Origin of the sequence: Pseudomonas sp. GM60 (assembly GCF_000282415.1) — a bacterium.
GTDB lineage: Bacteria > Pseudomonadota > Gammaproteobacteria > Pseudomonadales > Pseudomonadaceae > Aquipseudomonas > Aquipseudomonas migulae.
In genome coordinates this window covers 20,675-38,424 of the sequence record NZ_AKJI01000162.1, presented here as the reverse complement: position 1 = coordinate 38,424, position 17,750 = coordinate 20,675, and the positions used below count along the sequence as shown (strand labels likewise).

19 protein-coding genes and 1 tRNA gene are annotated in these 17,750 nt (G+C 59.1%); 6 read left to right on the top strand and 14 right to left on the bottom strand.

The window, feature by feature from the left end; translation table 11 throughout:
• The first annotated feature begins 116 nt into the window (after positions 1–116).
• Together PMI32_RS01915 and PMI32_RS01920 are read left to right on the top strand one after the other, a co-directional pair.
• On the top strand, positions 117–587 hold the full coding sequence (locus tag PMI32_RS01915; protein WP_008034973.1) for an RNA methyltransferase: 471 nt from the start codon (positions 117–119) through the stop codon (positions 585–587).
• A gap of 91 nt (positions 588–678) precedes the next feature.
• Positions 679–1,056, top strand: coding sequence for a YgaP family membrane protein (locus tag PMI32_RS01920; protein ID WP_008034972.1), 378 nt, complete (start codon positions 679–681; stop codon positions 1,054–1,056).
• Positions 1,057–1,159: 103 nt separating this feature from the next.
• Here the strand turns inward: PMI32_RS01920 and PMI32_RS01925 are convergent, their stop codons facing one another.
• Both PMI32_RS01925 and PMI32_RS01930 read right to left on the bottom strand, forming a co-directional pair.
• Positions 1,160–2,389 carry a hypothetical protein gene (locus PMI32_RS01925; protein WP_008034971.1) on the bottom strand — a complete coding sequence of 410 codons (1,230 nt, stop codon included), beginning with the start codon at positions 2,387–2,389 and terminating at the stop codon, positions 1,160–1,162.
• A gap of 18 nt (positions 2,390–2,407) precedes the next feature.
• Positions 2,408–2,857, bottom strand: coding sequence for a YcgN family cysteine cluster protein (locus tag PMI32_RS01930; protein WP_008034970.1), 450 nt, complete (start codon positions 2,855–2,857; stop codon positions 2,408–2,410).
• A gap of 165 nt (positions 2,858–3,022) precedes the next feature.
• Between PMI32_RS01930 and PMI32_RS01935 the strand changes: the two genes are divergently transcribed.
• Positions 3,023–3,616 carry a nitroreductase family protein gene (locus PMI32_RS01935; RefSeq protein ID WP_008034969.1) on the top strand — a complete coding sequence of 198 codons (594 nt, stop codon included), beginning with the start codon at positions 3,023–3,025 and terminating at the stop codon, positions 3,614–3,616.
• A gap of 143 nt (positions 3,617–3,759) precedes the next feature.
• Here the strand turns inward: PMI32_RS01935 and PMI32_RS01940 are convergent, their stop codons facing one another.
• The 6 genes from PMI32_RS01940 to PMI32_RS01965 form a co-directional block, all read right to left on the bottom strand.
• A complete protein-coding gene (locus tag PMI32_RS01940) occupies positions 3,760–4,692 on the bottom strand; it encodes a D-2-hydroxyacid dehydrogenase (RefSeq protein WP_008034968.1) in 933 nt (310 codons plus the stop codon).
• 120 nt (positions 4,693–4,812) lie between these two features.
• Entirely contained in the window at positions 4,813–5,106 is a 294-nt protein-coding gene (locus tag PMI32_RS01945) for a YcgL domain-containing protein (RefSeq protein WP_008034967.1), read from the bottom strand.
• Positions 5,103–6,236, bottom strand: coding sequence for a ribonuclease D (rnd, locus tag PMI32_RS01950; protein WP_008034962.1), 1,134 nt, complete (start codon positions 6,234–6,236; stop codon positions 5,103–5,105). Before rnd ends, PMI32_RS01945 begins: the two co-directional genes overlap by 4 nt.
• Positions 6,237–6,359: 123 nt before the next feature.
• Positions 6,360–7,022, bottom strand: a complete 663-nt coding sequence (locus tag PMI32_RS01955) for a class I SAM-dependent methyltransferase (protein WP_008034961.1) — start codon at positions 7,020–7,022, stop codon at positions 6,360–6,362.
• Positions 7,023–7,095: 73 nt separating this feature from the next.
• A complete protein-coding gene (locus PMI32_RS01960) occupies positions 7,096–8,745 on the bottom strand; it encodes a phosphoethanolamine transferase (protein WP_008034960.1) in 1,650 nt (549 codons plus the stop codon).
• Positions 8,746–8,913: 168 nt separating this feature from the next.
• Positions 8,914–10,296 (bottom strand): glutamine synthetase family protein, encoded by a 1,383-nt coding sequence (locus PMI32_RS01965; RefSeq protein WP_008034959.1) that lies wholly within the window; start codon positions 10,294–10,296, stop codon positions 8,914–8,916.
• Between the two features lie 549 nt (positions 10,297–10,845).
• Between PMI32_RS01965 and PMI32_RS01970 the strand changes: the two genes are divergently transcribed.
• From PMI32_RS01970 to PMI32_RS01980, 3 genes are all read left to right on the top strand, one after another.
• A complete protein-coding gene (locus tag PMI32_RS01970) occupies positions 10,846–12,030 on the top strand; it encodes a cyanate transporter (protein ID WP_008034958.1) in 1,185 nt (394 codons plus the stop codon).
• Positions 12,031–12,045: 15 nt separating this feature from the next.
• The gene (locus PMI32_RS01975; RefSeq protein WP_008034956.1) at positions 12,046–12,966 is read left to right on the top strand and encodes a DMT family transporter; all 921 of its coding nucleotides are present in this window, start codon (positions 12,046–12,048) and stop codon (positions 12,964–12,966) included.
• 105 nt (positions 12,967–13,071) lie between these two features.
• Positions 13,072–14,007 (top strand): LysR family transcriptional regulator, encoded by a 936-nt coding sequence (locus tag PMI32_RS01980; protein ID WP_032829211.1) that lies wholly within the window; start codon positions 13,072–13,074, stop codon positions 14,005–14,007.
• A 3-nt stretch (positions 14,008–14,010) separates the two neighbouring features.
• Here PMI32_RS01980 and PMI32_RS01985 read toward each other — a convergent pair whose 3' ends face one another.
• From PMI32_RS01985 to PMI32_RS02010, 6 genes are all read right to left on the bottom strand, one after another.
• A complete protein-coding gene (locus PMI32_RS01985; protein WP_008034935.1) occupies positions 14,011–14,376 on the bottom strand; it encodes a 5-carboxymethyl-2-hydroxymuconate Delta-isomerase in 366 nt (121 codons plus the stop codon).
• Positions 14,377–14,433: 57 nt separating this feature from the next.
• The gene (locus PMI32_RS01990) at positions 14,434–15,360 is read right to left on the bottom strand and encodes a LysR family transcriptional regulator (protein WP_008034933.1); all 927 of its coding nucleotides are present in this window, start codon (positions 15,358–15,360) and stop codon (positions 14,434–14,436) included.
• Positions 15,361–15,506: 146 nt separating this feature from the next.
• A complete protein-coding gene (locus PMI32_RS01995) occupies positions 15,507–15,698 on the bottom strand; it encodes a YegP family protein (protein WP_008034931.1) in 192 nt (63 codons plus the stop codon).
• Positions 15,699–16,072: 374 nt separating this feature from the next.
• Positions 16,073–16,162, bottom strand: a tRNA-Ser gene (locus tag PMI32_RS02000).
• A gap of 84 nt (positions 16,163–16,246) precedes the next feature.
• On the bottom strand, positions 16,247–16,960 hold the full coding sequence (gene purC / locus PMI32_RS02005) for a phosphoribosylaminoimidazolesuccinocarboxamide synthase (RefSeq protein WP_008034929.1): 714 nt from the start codon (positions 16,958–16,960) through the stop codon (positions 16,247–16,249).
• Between the two features lie 28 nt (positions 16,961–16,988).
• Positions 16,989–17,747: an MBL fold metallo-hydrolase gene (locus tag PMI32_RS02010; RefSeq protein ID WP_008034928.1), complete on the bottom strand. Its 759-nt coding sequence runs from the start codon at positions 17,745–17,747 to the stop codon at positions 16,989–16,991.
• Positions 17,748–17,750 lie beyond the last annotated feature (3 nt).

Below are 17,750 nucleotides of genomic sequence, written 5' to 3'. Positions count from 1 at the left end.
TGTAGGAGCTGGCTTGCCGGCGATAGCAATCGCCCGGACACCACCAATCTCAAACCAGACACCCCCTCCCCCAATCCCCGTATAATCGCCGTTTTTTCCCCGAAGGCACCCCGCTCGTGGCAGACAAACGGTACAGCTGCATTGGTTTGTTCAACCCAAAATCACCGGAAAACGTCGGCTCGGTCATGCGCGCCGCTGGCTGCTACAACGTGGCGTCCGTGTTCTACACCGGCAAGCGCTATGACCGCGCCGCCGACTTCGTCACCGACACCAAACGCGTTCACTACGACATTCCGCTGATCGGCATCGACGACCTGAAAAAAATCCTGCCGCTGGGCTGCGTGCCGGTGGCCGTGGAACTGGTCGACGGCGCCCGTTCGCTGCCGGAATACACCCACCCGGATCGCGCGCTGTACATCTTTGGCCCGGAAGACGGCTCGCTGGATAAAGAGATTCGCGACTGGTGCGAAGACGTGGTCTACATCCCGACCACCGGTTGCATGAATCTTGCGGCCACCGTCAACGTCGTGCTGTACGACCGCATGGCCAAGGGCCTCAACACCCGCTCCGGGCCGAAATTCCGCTGAACCGACGCACATCCGATGGAACAAGCCGCCCGCCTCGGCAGTCAGCTTAATTATCTATTCTTGAAGCAGTCCTTCCAGCAGGAGACAGATCATGAGCGAACTCAAACGCGTGGAGCGCATCGAATCCACCCCGTTCCAGAGTCCTTCCGACCATAACGTCCACGGTTGGGAACGCGCCGGCTCCGTCGCCGGCGGCCTGGTGATGGTGGGCAAAGGCCTGCGTCGCGGCGGTATTTTCGGATTGATCCAGGTGGCGATCGGTGGCGTGGCGCTGGCCCGTGGCATTACTGGCCACAGCTCGGCCAAGAGCCTGCTGGAGAAGAGCCGTCAGGACATGAACAACGTGCGGGCGAAAATCGAGCGTGCCGGGGAAGACCTGACTCGGCTGAAGGCGAATGCCGAGGCAGCGACCAAAACCGCCAGCGTGACCGGGAATGATTCGTTGAAGTCGCCGAAAGCCGGGGTTTGATTCGGGATTTTGTGTCGCGGTTCAGGGCCTCATCGCCGGCAAGCCGGCTCCTACAGGGGGACGCGTTCCAAATGTAGGAGCCGGCTTGCCGACGATGGCGGTTTTACTGAAGCAACCCGGTATCAAGCACCTTGGAAGACTCGCCAATCACGCTCTCGGCCAGTTGAACGAATTCCTTGGTATCCACACTCTCCAGGTGCATCGCCCCGCGCAACACATCATCGAGCGAGCGCTTGTTGCGGGTTTTAATGCGAATTTCCTGATCCAGTTCACTCAGCAATAGAACCGCTTTGCCAATCTGCGCCGGGCTGATCTGCTCGCCCCGCAACGTCGTGACCTTCTGGCTGTCCTTGGCCAACTTCTTGTGCAAACTTTCATACCGCTCATCACTCATGCCACCGGCGCGGCGCACCAGTTCGATGGCGTAATACTCGGCAAAGCCTTCGCTGATCCAGTCGCTGCGCTGCTTGTCGTTGATGCGCCCGAACACTTGGGCCAGCTCACGCACCAGCGCGCTGCTGCCACTTTCGCTGACCAGTGGCAGACGCGAATTCAGATAGATCGATTCTCGCGCCGCCAGACTGCCGCGCCACATCGGGTCGTTGGCACCGACGATCAGCAACTTGGCGGGATGACGCGGAAACACAGCCTGCACTTGCGGCCAGACGAACGTCAGCAGCGTCAGCACGTCCATGCGGCGCATGCCCTGGCCCTGAGGCGAGGCGACGGTGACTTCGGTTTCCCCAAGCCGGGTACGACGGCTGCCGAGGTGACCGGCGAGCATCCAGCCGGTTGGCCGGTCGAACAGGCGCGAGACGTTGTCGATGCGGAATTTGTTCTTGCCGATCCGCGGCCAGGCGGTTTCGACGCTTTTCCATCCGGTGGGCAATTCGAATTCAAGGCGTGACACCAATTCGATGCCGTCCTGCTGATCGAGTCTGGCGGCCGGTACCAGGTCGTCGCCACGCATCAGCGCCCAGGTCGGGGTCATGCGCGTGTCGAAGCTGCCGCTCTTGCGGCCGTGGCTGATGCGCACGCGGTAGGTCAGGCTGGCCTTGTCGGCCGCCGGGCGCCAGACACCCCGGGCCTGCTTGCCCGGCGTGAGTTGCCATTGGCCGTCGGCCTTGAAGTCGCTGTAATGGCTGCCGTCGCCGAGGTCGAAATCCAGACTGCGCACCGCCGAACCCTGGGCCAGCGTCAGGCGCACTTCAGCCTGATCGCTTTGCGGCAACAGGCGCACGTGGTAATCCAGATCGACTTTCTTCGCCGCCCACACCGACGAACTCAGGGCCAGCAGCCCAACGGCCAACGCCAGCCGCAATCCCACAGCCATACACACTCCCTTGTAAAACTAACCTGCGCGGAAAATCAGATGGTCTTCCCAATCGTCCTCGGGCACGCTGCCTTCGGCGAGCATGCGCCCGGACTGGGAAATACGTTCGTGATGCACGGCATCGCGATCACCGCACACCAGATGGTGCCAGAGGGGCAAATCTTTGCCCTCGCTGACCAGGCGATAACCGCAGGTCGGCGGTAGCCATTTGAACTCATCGGCCTTGCCCGGTGTGAGCTGAATGCAGTCCGGCACGAATTCACGACGGTTGGGGTAATCGCTGCACTGGCAGGTTTTCAGGTCCAGCAGTTTGCAGGCGATGCGCGTGTAATAAACGCTGTTGTCGTCTTCATCCTCAAGCTTTTGCAGGCAGCACAGGCCACAACCGTCGCACAGCGATTCCCATTCCTCTTGATCGAGTTGATCGAGGGTTTTGCGTATCCAGAACGGTTCGACTTTGGCGGCCATGGCTCAAGCATCAACATCAGGTGGTGAAAAGGCCGCCAGTCTAGTGCCAAGGCCGTTGCGGGCCAAGCATTGGCGACTGCCGGTAGAACGCGCTTGTCAGTTTTTGCGCTGCCCAGTAGGGTTTCGCGTCGCCCCTCACTTTCAAACGTAGCAAGGAATCTATTGATGAGTGCCAATCCACGCGTTGCCGATTATGCCATCCACCCTCAATTCACCGATCGCTGGTCGCCCCGCGCCTTTACCGGCGAGGCTATCTCCGAGGAAACCCTGCTGAGCTTCTTCGAAGCCGCACGCTGGGCGCCATCGGCCTACAACTCGCAGCCTTGGCGGTTTCTCTACGCGCGCCGCGATACGCCGAACTGGGAGCGTTACCTGGGCCTGCTGAACGAGTTCAACCGCAGCTGGGCGCAACACGCCTCGGCGCTGGTGATCGTGATCTCGAAAACCACCTTCACGGCGCCCGGCGCCACTGAAGAAACCCCGGCGCTGTGGCACACCTTCGACACCGGTTCTGCCTGGGGCCATCTGGCGCTGCAAGCGAGCATCAGCGGCTGGCACACTCACGGCATGGCCGGTTTCGATCAGGAGCTGACCCGCAAGGAGCTGAACATTCCTGAAGGTTACGCACTGCACGCGGCAGTGGCGGTGGGCAAGCTGGGGGACAAGGCGACGTTGGCGGATTATCTGCAAGCCCGTGAAGAGCCGAGCCCGCGTCGTCCGTTGAGCGAGTTGGCGGCTGAAGGCGACTTCACCCTCTAAGCCACACTGCAAAACCAAAACTGTAGGAGCGAGACCGGCTTGCCGGCGATGGAGTGTCAGTCGACATCAACGTGTCTGACACTCCATCGCGAGCAGGCTCGCTCCTACAGAAGGTTTGCACAGTATTCAATGATGCAGTGGGTTCAATACCCGCGATTGAAATCCACTTCGCCGCGCAACGCTTCGCCCGCCTGATACGCCCGCAAATTCTCGACAAACAACTTCACCATCATCGTCGGCGACGTTGGTGCGGAGCTGTGGCCGGTCAGCAGCAGGCCCCAGGCCGTCCAGAACGGATGACGTTGCGGCAGCGGCTCCTGACGGCAGACGTCGATCACCGCGCCCGCCAGATGCCCTTCCTTCAAGGCTTCCACCAGATCCGCATCGACCACCGCCACGCCGCGCCCGACGTTGATGAACAACCCGGTCGGCTTGAATTGCTTGAACAGCGCCGCGTTGTACAGATCGTGGGTGCTCGGGGTGTTCGGCAGCAGATTGATCACGTAATCCACTTCACCGACCAGGCGCGGCAAGTCCGCCAGCGCTCCCACTTCGACAAACGGCGCCTGCTCGCGGGCTTCGCTGGCGATGCCATACAACTCGACGCCAAACGGCAGCAGGAACTGCGCGACGGTCTGGCCGATATCGCCGGTGCCGACGATCAAGACCTTGCGCCCCGCCAGGCTTTGGCCCTGACGACTGTCCCATTTGCGCTCGACCTGACTGACCAGCCGCGGCAGCACTTCGCGTTCGTGGCCGAGCATGTAGGTCAGCACGTATTCAGCCATGACCTGACCGAAAATCCCGACAGCGCGAGTCAGGCGATAGTGGCGCGGCAAACCGTCGGCCAGCAGCGGCGTGATCCCGGCCCACGTCGACTGCAACCATTGTGGCTGGTGACCCTGACGCAACAGGGTGGCCAGGAGGTCCGGCTGACCCAGCCAGATCGGGCAATCGGCAGCCTGACTGGCCAATTCGGCGGAGTCACCGCTGGTCAGCACTTCCAGATCAGGTGCTGCCTGACGCAACAGTTGGGCATACACAGGGTGGTCGTGTTCAGCAATCAGAACGCGCATGGTTCAAACCTTTCAAAAGCAGTGCAGACGGCCGCCGAGGGAGTATCGCTCCCTCGTTGCGGCCATCGCCAAAATCATTCCAGTTTTTCACAAAGGCTCTGAACAGAGCCTGTCTGCCGACTACATCGGGTCGTTGCGTCGCAACAACTCTTCCGGCAAGTGTTCGATGTATTCGTCTTCGGCCGGTGGCATTTGCAGGTGATAACCCTGCTTGTCGAGGTTTTCCAGGACCACGACGATGTCCTCGCGCGACAGCTTGCGCTCGGGGGTCAACACCAGATCGAAGGCGTGGATGGCTTTGCCGAAGGCCGCCATCAGTGTTTCGGGCACGCGCTCCAGTGCATCGCTCTTAAGCACATAGAGGTACATTTCGTTTCTTTTCGAGCTGCGGTAGATGGAGCAAATACGTTTCAAGGCTGTTCTCCGGCGGTGGCCAGGCTGTCGAGCAGCGCCTGGCCCATCAATTCGCGGCGCCAGCCACGCAGCGAATCAGGCAATTGGTAAGGACCATTGGGGAAGCCGCTCTTGAGCAGCGCTTCCAGGGTTTTCTTGCGCAGCATCAGTTCCGGCGCGACGTTCAGTCGCTCGGCTTCGGCCTGGCCGAGTGCACGCAACTGTTTGATCAGTGCGGCAGCATCCACCGGCAACGGTTCCGGCACGGCAGGCGGCCATTGATCTGGCGACACACTGCCAGAGCGCTTGATCAGATCAAGCAGAAATTCGCCGTCCTGACGCACGGTACGCGGGTGCATGTCTTCGATTTTCGCCAACGCCCCGAGGTTGTCCGGTTGCGTGCGCGCCAGCGGCCACAGGGAATGTTCACGGATGATGCGATTGCGCGGCAGATCACGGGCGCGAGCCTCGCGCTCACGCCAGGCGCAGAGTTCACGCAAAACGGCGAGCTGAGCGCGAGACAACTTCCAGGCCAGTTTCGCTTCGCGGTAAACCTCGTACGGGTCGACTTCACGACGCAGGTTGGCCACCAGCTCGGCGCCGTCTTCCAGGACCCAGGCGTATTTGTCGTCAGACAGCTTCGGACGAAGCTGTACGAAAACTTCCGCCAGGTGCAAGGCGTCTTCGGCGGCGTAGCTGATCTGGGTGTCGGACAACGGGCGTTGCAGCCAATCGGAACGGGTCTCGCCCTTGGGCAGGTCGATGCCGAGCACTTCCTGCACCAACCGCGAATACCCCATGGAGAAACCGAGGTTCAGGTAGGCGGCGGCCAATTGCGTGTCGAACAGCGGCGCCGGCAGGCTGCCGGTCAGGCGCAGCAACACTTCGAGGTCTTCGCTGCACGCATGGACGACTTTGACCACGGCCGGGTTTTCCAGCAACGCGGCCAGGGGTTGCCAGTTGTCGATGGTCAACGGGTCAATCAGGTAAGCGCGTACGCCATCGCCGATCTGCAGCAAACCCGCGATCGGATAAAAGGTGTCGACCCGCATGAATTCGGTGTCGAGGGCAACGTAGGGCAGCTGCTGCCACTCGGCGCAAAACCGGCCGAGGCTATCGTTGTCGCGAATCCAGTGAATATCGATGGCCACACGGCTCTCCCTTGAAGAATGGCGCGCAGTATATATCGCCCCCGGCGATTTCCGCGCCTCCACTGAATAAGAGCTTTAGCGAAAACACCTGCTTGTTAGCAAGAATTGTCTGACGGAGGGAGGTTATCTGGCCTTACGCAGCACGTAGACGCGCATCTGCGTGCAACCGGGCAGGAAATCCTGATGGCTGAGTAAACGGAACCCGGCCTGTCTGAACTCGGCTTCCACCTCGGCCTTACTGGCCAGATGCCGGGCATGAGTGCCTTGTGCATCGGGTTGCCGGCGTTTGAAATGAGCTTCGACCCGTACCGCGACAATCACGGTGTCGCGGCTGACCCGGTGGAACTCACCGAGCATGGCTGACCGATGCTCGGCGCAGGCGATGTGCTGAAACAGTTGCATGCAAAAAATGCAGTCCACCGCATTCGCCGACAAGCCGATGGCGAAAGCCGAACTCTGAAAGGTCTTGACCCGTTTCAACAGCTCTCGCGGATGATGGATCGGGGCGTGATCGAGCATGTCCTGCGACGGATCGGACGCCAGGATCACCCGGTTCGCGTGTTCGGCCAGCACCGGCCAGAAACGTCCGGCCCCGCAAGCGACGTCAAGAATCAACCCCGGCTCACCGGCCACTTTGAGCGCGTTGCGCACCAACTGCTCGTCCCGCCAGAACGCCAGGCGCCCGGCCAAACCACGTGGACGCGGCTGCATGCAGACGCGGGCGTGTTCCTGGTCATAGCGCCGGGCGAACTCAAGCTCGAAGGCGGATGGGGGTTGAGGGGACATGTGTGATTGCTCTTGTAGGAAAATCTACCGGCCGCAGGTTAGCGGCCGATACGTGAAAAAAAGGTTGTCACCCTCACTCTTTGGCCAAAACGCCGTCGATCACCGCACCACGGCAGCCTGCAAACAGGTCCAGATCCTGGTTGTAGACCTTACTGTTGACCTCCAGCAGACCGAGCATCGAATGGAACAGATTGTCCTGGCTCAGCGGCTTCTCACGGCTCAATTGCAGGCAGTGTGTGTCCACCGAGAACGACTTTTGATAGCTGTCAGAGAACCAGGCCAGCATCGCAACATGCTTCTGTTGCTCCGGCGCCAGCATGTAAGGCGTGCCATGGAGGAACAGATTGTATTCGCCCAGGGATTCGCCGTGGTCCGACAGGTAGAGCATCGCGGTATCAACTTTGTCCTGGTTGCTGCGCAACAGATCGATCAGGGTCGACAGCACGTGGTCGGTGTAAACGAGGGTGTTGTCGTAACCATTGACGATACTTTCGCGACTGCAATTATTCAGGGCATTACTTTCACACACCGGCGTAAAGCGTTCGTACTCTTTCGGGTAGCGCTTGAAATACTCCGGGCCATGACTGCCCATCTGGTGCAACACCAACACCGTGTCTTTATCCAGGGTGTCGATGAAGTGCTGCAAACCTTGCAGGAGAATTTCATCGCGGCATTCACTATTGGCGCAGAGCACCGGGTCTTTCAGGTTACTGACATCGTCGAGGGTGACGCGGTCGCACGTGCCTTTGCAGCCTGACTGGTTATCGCGCCATATCACCTCCAGGCCTGCACGCTTGAGCACATCCAGAAGGCCTTCTTCATTCTTGGCCTTGCTCGCGTTGTAGTCCTTGCGGCCCATGTTGGAAAACATGCAGGGCACCGACACGGCCGTTTCAGTACCGCAGGAATGCACATCGGTGAACGCAATCAGGCCGGCTTCTTTATCCAGTTTTGGCGTGGTGTCACGGTTATAACCCAGCACACCGAAGTTCTCGGCCCGGGCACTTTCACCGACCACCAGCACGGTCAGGGATTTGCGGCTGTGCGCTTGCCAGGCCGGATTTCTCTCGGCGTCCTCACCGATTTTAACGAAAGGCTGATGGGCCGAAGCGACTTGCTCACGCAGGTAGCTGAACGAGGCGCCGATGTAGTTACTCGGGACCACCATCAAACGCAATTCATGGTGATTGCGAAACAGTGAGGACAAGCCCTGATAGTTGACCAGTGCGACGCCACCGATCACCGCCATCGACGCAACACTTACCAGTACTTTACTGAGCAACTCACGGTGCCAGCGACGGTAATTAATTGGCGTCTTCCACAACAACCACGAAGGTAAAACCCCGAGCAGAACAATATAAACAAGTAACTTTATCGAGAGTAAGTCACGCACTTCCGTGGCATTGGTTTGCGCAAAGTTACGCAACATGCCGGTGTCGATAAGTGCACCGTATTGCCCCATGAAATACGCCACCCCGGCGCTGATCATGAAGAGTAGGGTCAAGACCGGCTTCAACAGCGGGCGGAACGCCAACAGGGTCAATACGATGTTGAAAGCAGCCAGAATCATCAAGCCAAAAGCCACACGCATGACGATGCCTTGACCGTCGAACGCGGTGATTTCAAACAAATGTTGCCAGAGCACCAAATTAAAGCCTGTCAATAAAAAGGCACTGGCAATCAACGTCACCCACTCGGGGCGAACGGCTTTGAGTTTCCACATGATAATCGGCTGTTCCTGAAAAGAAGTGCCGTCGGTCAATGTGAAAATTTCATTGACCGCGACAGCACTAATTTTAAGTAGCCAACCATCAATTTTTTGTGAAAAAGAAGCCAACGATTAGTTGGCTTAAGGCGTTTAACTAAATCTTCAGTTGTATTTGAGAATGGTTCAGGCCTGGTTCAGGTACCAACGCCAATCCTGCTCACCGACCTCGCCCATGAATTGACGATACTCGGCACGCTTCACCGCGAGGTAAACACCCAGAAATTCTCTGCCAAAGGCCTCTCGCGCCCAGCCCGAACCTTCCAGTGCGCGCAAGGTGGTCAGCCAGTCGGTGGGCAGCAGTTCCGTGGCCTGGGCGTAACCATTGCCCTCCACGGGCGCTCCCGGGTCCAGTTGTTCGCGAATGCCGCGATGGATACCCGCCAGAATCGCCGCAGCCGCCAGGTACGGGTTGGCGTCGGCGCCGCAAATGCGATGTTCGATGTGCCGCGAGAACGCCGGCCCGCCTGGCACGCGTAGACTCACGGTGCGATTGTCCACGCCCCAGGTGGCCGCCAGCGGCGCGTAACTGTTGGTCTGGAAGCGACGGTAGGAGTTGGCGTTCGGACAGAACAGCAACAACGAATCGAGCAAGGTACTGAGCATCCCGCCAACCGCCTGTTTAAGCAGCGGTGTACCGTCTGCGGCTTCGCTGGCGAACAGGTTGTTGCCGTCCTTGTCCGCGAGGCTGACGTGCATATGCATGCCCGTGCCGGCCAGGTCATCGAACGGTTTGGCCATGAAGCACGCGGTCATCCCGTGCTTGTGCGCCACGCCCTTGACCAGGCGCTTGTAGCGCACGGCTTCGTCCATCGCCTGCAAGGCGTCGGTGCGATGCTCAAGGGTGATTTCCACTTGCCCCGGCGCGTATTCGGAAATCGCCGTGCGCGCCGGAATGCCCTGCAGTTTGCAGGCGTTGTAGAGATCCGCCAGAAACGGCTCGATCTGCTCCAGCTCACGCAAACCGTAGACTTGAGTTGCGCGCGGGCGCCCGCCATCGACATCCCGCGCCGGTTGCGGCCGACCGTTGCTGTCGCGCTGCTGATCCAGCAGATAGAACTCCAGCTCCGCGGCCATCACCGGGTAATAGCCATCCGCCTGCAAGCCTTCGATCACCTTCGCCAACAGGTGCCGCGGGTCGGCGATGGTTGCCGGCATGCCCTCCTTCGGGTGCATGCTGACCTGCACCGCCGCCGTCGGAATCAATCGCCACGGCATACGCGTCAGGCTGCCGCTGATCGGGTAGGCCCGGCAATCGATATCCCCCACGTCCCAGACCAGACCGGAGTTTTCCACGTCATCGCCGTTGATGGTCAGGCCCAGAATGGTGCTCGGCAGGGGGCGACCGCTTTCGTAGACCGCCAGCAGTTCATCGCGATGCAACAACTTGCCCCGTGGCACACCGTTGTTATCGAGGATGAACAACTCAAACATCTCGATATCCGGATTCTGCTCCAGAAAAGTCAGGGCTTCTTGTTTCGTGGCGAAGGAGGTCGTGGCACAACTCATAGGAATTCTCTTGTTTCCGCGTCAGGCAAACGCGCAGGCGCTGCCGGTTTGATCCAGGCGCACAGCGCAGGACCTGTAGGAACAATCAACGGGAAAGGCAGGAATCCGGTGGGCGCGCGTGACGGCAATGCCACAACGCCCAGAAGGCGAGTTCGGAAGGAAGTGCGACTGGACAATCGTCCATAAAGAAGACCGCAGTAGACAGATGAGCAGCAGCGTCACATGGCTGGTTAAGTCGTTAAATCGGGATTTGAAGAACTTTGGTTGTGGGTTGGCTAAACAATCAACCAGCCACCCTATACCCAATGTGGCTGCCGCCACACAGATCCCTGTAGGAGCGAGCCTGCTCGCGAAGGCGGCGTGACAGTCGATATGTATGGTGACTGACACAGCGTCTTCGCGAGCAAGTCGGATCGCCGCACCGCCGCTCCCACAGGGGATCTGTGCAAGGCAGTGGTATTTGATTTTTAAATACTGCGACGGACTTTCTGATTTGCGGCTTCCAGGCCTCTCGCGCCTAATCGGGCCCTGTCATTCAAGGTCCAATCGATGGAAAACGTCCGTGCCACTTCTCGCCCTGCCTTCTGGTTGATGATCAGCATCATGCTCGTCGCCCTGAACCTGCGCCCGTCCATGGCCGCGGTCGGCCCTTTGCTCTCGGTGATTCGCGGCGACATCCCGCTGAGTTTCAGCCTGGCGTCGCTGCTGACCATGCTGCCGGTGATGGCCATGGGATTGGCGATGTTCTTCGGCCTCAGCGTCAGCCAATGGCTTGGCGAACAGCGCACGGTGGTGGTGTCGTTGCTGGTCATCGGCCTGGCGACGGTGTCGCGCCTGTTCCTCGACTCCGCGGCCGAACTGATCCTCAGCGCCGTTCTGGCAGGTGTCGGTATCGCGCTGATTCAGGCGTTGATGCCGACGCTGATCAAGTCGCGTTTCAGCGACAACGTTTCCGTGTGCATGGGCCTCTACGTCACGTCGATCATGGGTGGCGCCGCCCTCGCCGCGTCCTTCGCGCCGCTGGTGATGATGCGCACCGACAGTTGGCGGGGAGGCCTGGCGATCTGGTCGATCCTGGCATTGGCGGCGCTACTCTTCTGGCTCGGCCAACGTGCGGTGATGCCGGCAATGCCCGCTCAAGCGCAACGAAACAGGTCGTTCTTCGCCAATTCCCGCGCCTGGTTACTCGCCATCTTCTTTGGTCTGGGCACAGCGTCCTACACCTGCGTGCTGGCCTGGCTGGCGCCGTACTACATGGAAAAAGGCTGGAGCGAACAAAACGCCGGTTTGTTGTTAGGTTTCCTCACGGCCATGGAAGTACTGTCCGGCCTGGTGACGCCTGCGATCGCCAACCGCAGCCGTGACCGTCGCCTGGTGCTGGTGGTGTTGCTGGCGCTGATCATGGCCGGTTTCTGTGGGCTGATAGTGTGCCCGCAACACCTGAGTCTATTGTGGCCGTGCCTGCTGGGGCTGGGCATCGGCGGACTGTTCCCGATGAGCCTGATCGTGTCGCTGGATCATCTGGACAACCCGCAACGTGCGGGCGGGCTGACGGCTTTCGTCCAAGGCATCGGCTACCTGATCGCCGGCCTCTCGCCGCTGATTGCCGGGATCATCCGCGATCAACTCGGCAGTTTCGAATGGGCCTGGTGGTCACTCACCGGCGTCATGGCGCTGATGATGTTGATGGTCCTGCGCTTCAACCCGCGGCACTACGCCCGCCACATTCACTGACCCGGAAGCGCCCTCATGAAACACACCGGTTTCGCTGCCGCCCACATCGGAATGCTGCTCTGGGCACTGTTGATCGCTGCTTCGTTTTCCGCAGCGGCTCAGGTCAGTCAGGCCATCGATCCGGTCCTGCTGACCGGCTTGCGCCTGCTGTTTTGCGCCCTGGTGTTTTTGCCGCTGTTGCTGATCAAGGGCGACACCGCCATGACCGGACGCGGGCTATTTGGCCATGCCGTCCTCGGCCTGCTGCTGGCGGTTTATTTTGGCTCGTTGTTCGAAGCGTTGCGCTACACCAGCGCGGTCAACACCGGCACGATGTTCACGCTGGTGCCATTGCTGACCCTGCTTTTCGAAGCCGTATTGATGCCGGACAGCAGCCTGAAACAACGGGTATTGCCGATGTTGATTGCGGCCGCCGGGGCCGTGATGCTGGTGCTGAAAGGCACTGGGCCCGGCGAGTTGCCGTCGTTTTATGCGGTGTCGGTGTACGGGCTCGGTTGCCTGGCGATGGCGCTCTATTCGCCCCTGAGTCAGCGGCTGAAAACCAGCAGCCTCAAGGGTCGTGGCCCGGTAGGCATGACCTTCTGGAACATGCTGTTCGGTGCGTTGTTCCTGCTGGTGTTCTGTGGGGTCAGTGGAGGCTGGCGATCGGCATCGTTGCTGACCCTGAACGATTTTTACTGGCTGATTTACCTGGCGTTGTTCGCCACCCTGGCGACCTTCTGGTTGCTGCACCGGGCCATCGGTGTCATCGCCCCCTCCTCGGTCATTTCGTACATTTACCTGAGCACTTTGTTTATCACGCTGTTTCATTGGTTCTGGTGGCGTCAATCGCCGATGCCGCTGGAAATCGTCGGTGCGGTACTCGTAGGCATCGGCATACTGACGTTATTGATGTCCAGTCGTCGCACTGTGCATTTGGCACTGCCTCACAACTAAAAGGGAAACTTCCCACAAAGCATTCTCCTGGGACCATCGTTCCGCTAGGATCATTCGCACGAGTTTGCGCTCAGTCAGCGCAAGGATCACAGCGAGATGGAATGGATGCTGAACAGTAACTTGCTTAGAAAACTCGACATGCAGGACCTCATGGTGTTTATCGCCGTGTATGAACAAAGCAGCGTCACCGGAGTGTCCGAAACACTCTGCGTCAGTCAGTCCACCGTCAGTTACTGCCTGAAAAAGCTACGCAGCGGATTCGAAGACGAATTGTTCATCAACACCCGCGCGGGGATGCGCCCTACTTACAAAGCCAGCACCATGTACACCCACGTGCTGAAAATCCTCGACAGCATCAACCTCTGTCACGCCGGGGCACAGGCGTTCGACCCTACTCTGCAACCGGTCACCTTCAACATCTGCGCACCGGAATACTTCGAGCAGTTAATCCTGCCGCGTCTATTGAAAAGCTTTGATTTCGCCGACTTACCGGTGATGGTCAACATGCACAAGTTCGAAACCGACATCCCGGCCGAAGAACTGCGCGACGGCAGTCTCGACCTGGTGATTTGCTTCGGCCCGAACTTTCATCGCAGTCACACCGACTTCAAATCCCGCATGCTGCTGGAGGACGATCTGGTCTGCGTCTTCGATAAACGCGCCACGCCGCTGGAGCCGCGTTTAAGTCTGCAAGCCTTCACCGAACGTCGGCACGTGTTTCCTACACCCTGGACGTCGACCACCAACATGGTCGACGGCTGGCTGGCGCAGCAAGCGCAAAAACGGCAAATCGTCGCACGATCCAACAGCTACAGCGCAGCGCTGAAAATGATCACAGGCACCGACTTCATCGTTACCCTGCCCCGACGGATCCAGCATTTACTGGCCAGCGAGGCGATTTTCAATCACTGCGAAGCGCCCAACGGCTTGCCGGGTTTCACCCTCGATATGCAATGGAGTCAAGGCGCCGATCAGGACAGCGCCAATACCTGGCTGCGTGAACAAGTGGTCAGGGCCTGCACTGAACAGGCCACTGCCTGAGACTCAGTTGTTGATGGCGACTTTGCTGTAGGACTCCCGATCAATGTCGAGGATTTCTACAGCCAACTGCACCTCAACCCCCGCCGGCCATTCACACAAGTCCTGCACCACCGCCAGCAGGCTTTCGGATAACTGCTTTTTGATCTGCGGCGAGCGGCCACTCAACAACGCCAGTTTCACGTGCACAAATGCCCGCTCAGCCAATGCAGTACCGACCTTGAAGGTTTCGACCTTCACGGCTCGGCTTTTGATGTCGTATTCGGCAGCAAACTGACCGGAAGCCACCAGCGTATTGTTGAGCCGGATCAACGCCACGTCGGCGTTCAATTCAGGCAGGTTGGCAGTGTATTCCATGTGCAGGTGGGGCATGACGTGGCTCCTGAAAGTAGGCGGAAAGGTCGTACATATAACACAGAGTGGTCCTGCTCACCGGGACGGCGGCGACGCTAATCGCTCACTCATGAACGCCTCCAGTCGCGAGCGCAACCAGCGCTCGGCGGGGTCGGTATCGACGTGGCTGAGCCAGACCATCGACAGGTCAAGCGTCGGTGTCTTGAACGGAAAAGGCTCCATGAACAACTGACCGGATGCCGCCATCGCCTCGGCGGTGTAATCCGGCAGGCTGGCGATCAGATCGGTTCCGGCGAGCAAGGCTGGCAACGAACTGTATTGCGGCACGGATAACACTACGTGGCGTGTACGCCCGATCTCCGCCAGCCACTCGTCAGCGTAACCACTGATGTTGGCGGTGTGCGACACCAGCACGTGCGGACGCGAGCAATATTCATCGAGGGTCAGCGGCGTGTCGGACGCATCGGCGCGCAGAATCCTGGGCTGGATGTGCCGCAACAATTTGCGCTTGGCATTGGCCGGCAGACCCCGGGTCTGGCTGATACCCACCGTGATGTCGCCGGATGCCAGCAAATCGGGAATTCGCCAGTAATCGACATGCTGCACTACAAACACCACCTTCGGTGCTTCCTGACGCAAGGCACGCAGCAACGGCGGCAACAGGCCGAACTCGACATCGTCCGACAGCCCGATACGAAACGTCATGGTGCTGACGGTCGGGTCGAAATCATGGGTCAGGCTTAGCGCCACCGACAACGAGTCCAGCGCTGGCGACAAATACTGAATCAGCTCCTCGGCCCGGGCGGTCGGCTCCATTCGATGGCCAACCCGAATGAACAGCGGGTCGTTGAACATCGTACGCAGGCGGTTAAGCGCCGAACTGATGGTCGGCTGCCCGAGAAACAACTTCTCCGCCACACGGGTAACGTTGCGTTCGAGCATCAAGGTTTCGAACACCACCATCAGGTTGATATCCGCCTTGCGTAGTTCGTTGCGATTCATCCACTGCCCCCAATCCCCAAATCTGCTGACAGTTTAGGTAGCTGTCGCAACGGGCGTCTATGCGACTCAAGCAGTTTGCATTTGATCGGGCTGCAAGGCTGCTTGAAACGAAGCTGCCCTGATTGAGCAGCTTCACCGCTCGAGGCCTAGATTTCCTTCACTGGAGTCTGATCCTGAGTGCCCTTGATCAGGCTGATGGCATGCACGCAATCCGCCTTGTTGACGTAAGCCTCCCCGCTGGCAATCGTTTCATTGTTCCCCGCCCGTAAACGCCACCGCCATTGACCTTTGCCGGTGTGCGGGGTGCCACGGGTTTGCCTGTAAATCTCAAAGTACATTGATCGCTCCTTGCGATTGCTGATAACGGCAGGTCAGTGACCTGCGAAACCAGAGTAGATGAGGATTTTGGGCGGAGAGGTTTTGCAATGTCAGGGGATATTTCGAGGGAAAACCCTTGATTGGGGCGGCAGCCAGTAGATACGAGGGGTGGTAATTCGAGCTACGTGGTTGAGTAACTTTTCTTGTGAACGGGCGTATTTTTCTTACTTCAGCCCGTTGACGGTTCCCACGCAAAAAAACTGAACACCTTGCGGTGTCCAAACCATTGCGACTACTTGCGGCTCTGCTACCTCGCACCAAAATCGCCAAAACAAAACGACCAGAAACGAAAAAGCCCCGTAGCTTATTCAGCTACGGGGCTTTTTCTATGTAATGGCGGAGAGATAGGGATTCGAACCCTAGGTACCGGTGAAGGTACAACGGATTTCGAATCCGTCCCATTCGGCCACTCTGGCATCTCTCCAACGGCGCGCATCATAACAACACTTTTGCCGGAAGCGAACCCCCAAAGCGAAATTTTTTCCGTGCTATCAGATGCTTGCGTCGATTAAAGCGGTACGCCCAGACGATTGGCGACTTCTTCGTAGGCTTCGATGACGTCACCGAGGCCCTGACGGAAGCGGTCCTTGTCCATTTTCTTGCCGGTGGCCTTGTCCCACAGACGGCAGCCGTCCGGGCTGAACTCGTCGCCCAGGACGATGGAGCCGTCGGAGAACACGCCGAATTCAAGTTTGAAGTCGACCAGCAGCAGGCCGGCGTCGTCGAACAGTTTGCTCAGGACTTCGTTGACCTTGAGCGACAGTTCTTTCATGCGAACCAGTTGCTCGGCGGTGCCCCAACCGAACGCCACGACGTGGGATTCGTTGATGAACGGGTCACCCTTGGCGTCGTCCTTCAGGAACAGTTCGAAGGTGTAAGGGTTGAGCTTCATGCCCTCTTCGACACCCAGGCGCTTGACCAGGCTGCCGGCGGCGTAGTTACGCACGACGCACTCGACCGGGATCATGTCGAGTTTTTTCACCAGGCATTCGTTGTCGCCCAGCAGTTTGTCGAATTGAGTCGGCACGCCGGCTGCTTCGAGTTTCTGCATGATGAAGGCGTTGAACTTGTTGTTCACCATGCCTTTGCGGTCGAGCTGCTCGATGCGCTTGCCGTCGAACGCCGAGGTGTCGTTGCGAAACAGCAGGATCAAGCGGTCAGCGTCATCGGTCTTGAAAACCGATTTGGCTTTGCCGCGGTAGAGTTCTTCACGTTTTTCCATGATGGGCTCCGCTTGCTAAGTAGGTGGGCTAGGCGATGTGTCGCCAGTCGAGCCCTGAATCTTGATCGGCCAGTTGCAGCCAGTCCGGGTCGCACCCGAGGGTGTCGACAAAACATTGCCGGGCCAGCTGCGGCAGGTTGTTCTTGCTGCTCAGATGGGCCAGGACCAGGTGTTGCAGGCCTTGCCAGCCCAACTCGGACACCAGGAATGCCGCCTGGTGGTTGTTCAAATGTCCCAGTTCACCACCCACCCGCTGCTTGAGAAAGTACGGGTAGTGACCGCGAGCCAGCATGTCACGGCAATGGTTGGCCTCGATCATCAACGCATCGAGGTCACGATAGCCGTCCAGCACCTTGTTGCAGTACGAGCCCAGGTCGGTCAACAGGCCGAAGCGCCGCTCACCGTCACTGAACACATATTGCGTCGGCTCCTGTGCATCGTGGGCCACGGCAATGACGCCAATGCTCAGTGCGCCGATCTGCAGTTGCTCGCCGCCAGCCAGAAGGCCGGCCGGTTCAATCGGTTTGCGCATCCCGCGCAGGGTGCCGCGACTGAGGTAGACAGGCAGATTGTAGCGCCGAGACAGCAAACCCACGCCATGCACGTGGTCGGCATGTTCGTGGGTCACGAGTATCGCGCTCAACTGCGCCGGGTTCACACCCAGGCGCAGCAAGCGTTTTTCGGTTTCCCGCAAGGAGAAACCACAATCCACCAGCACATACGTATCAGCGCTGGCTATCAGCGTGCCGTTCCCTTGGCTACCGCTGCCGAGAACGGCAAAACGCATGTG

Bases quoted from the DNA above. Each gene is read 5' to 3' on its own strand.
- PMI32_RS01920 (WP_008034972.1), top strand. From the start codon at position 679: ATGAGCGAACTCAAACGCGTGGAGCGCATCGAATCCACCCCGTTCCAG.
- PMI32_RS01925 (WP_008034971.1), bottom strand. From the start codon at position 2,389: ATGGCTGTGGGATTGCGGCTGGCGTTGGCCGTTGGGCTGCTGGCCCTG.
- PMI32_RS01930 (WP_008034970.1), bottom strand. From the start codon at position 2,857: ATGGCCGCCAAAGTCGAACCGTTCTGGATACGCAAAACCCTCGATCAA.
- PMI32_RS01935 (WP_008034969.1), top strand. From the start codon at position 3,023: ATGAGTGCCAATCCACGCGTTGCCGATTATGCCATCCACCCTCAATTC.
- PMI32_RS01940 (WP_008034968.1), bottom strand. From the start codon at position 4,692: ATGCGCGTTCTGATTGCTGAACACGACCACCCTGTGTATGCCCAACTG.
- PMI32_RS01955 (WP_008034961.1), bottom strand. From the start codon at position 7,022: ATGTCCCCTCAACCCCCATCCGCCTTCGAGCTTGAGTTCGCCCGGCGC.
- PMI32_RS01960 (WP_008034960.1), bottom strand. From the start codon at position 8,745: ATGTGGAAACTCAAAGCCGTTCGCCCCGAGTGGGTGACGTTGATTGCC.
- PMI32_RS01965 (WP_008034959.1), bottom strand. From the start codon at position 10,296: ATGAGTTGTGCCACGACCTCCTTCGCCACGAAACAAGAAGCCCTGACT.
- PMI32_RS01970 (WP_008034958.1), top strand. From the start codon at position 10,846: ATGGAAAACGTCCGTGCCACTTCTCGCCCTGCCTTCTGGTTGATGATC.
- PMI32_RS01975 (WP_008034956.1), top strand. From the start codon at position 12,046: ATGAAACACACCGGTTTCGCTGCCGCCCACATCGGAATGCTGCTCTGG.
- PMI32_RS01980 (WP_032829211.1), top strand. From the start codon at position 13,072: ATGCTGAACAGTAACTTGCTTAGAAAACTCGACATGCAGGACCTCATG.
- PMI32_RS01985 (WP_008034935.1), bottom strand. From the start codon at position 14,376: ATGCCCCACCTGCACATGGAATACACTGCCAACCTGCCTGAATTGAAC.
- PMI32_RS01990 (WP_008034933.1), bottom strand. From the start codon at position 15,360: ATGAATCGCAACGAACTACGCAAGGCGGATATCAACCTGATGGTGGTG.
- PMI32_RS01995 (WP_008034931.1), bottom strand. From the start codon at position 15,698: ATGTACTTTGAGATTTACAGGCAAACCCGTGGCACCCCGCACACCGGC.
- purC (WP_008034929.1), bottom strand. From the start codon at position 16,960: ATGGAAAAACGTGAAGAACTCTACCGCGGCAAAGCCAAATCGGTTTTC.
- PMI32_RS02010 (WP_008034928.1), bottom strand. From the start codon at position 17,747: ATGCGTTTTGCCGTTCTCGGCAGCGGTAGCCAAGGGAACGGCACGCTG.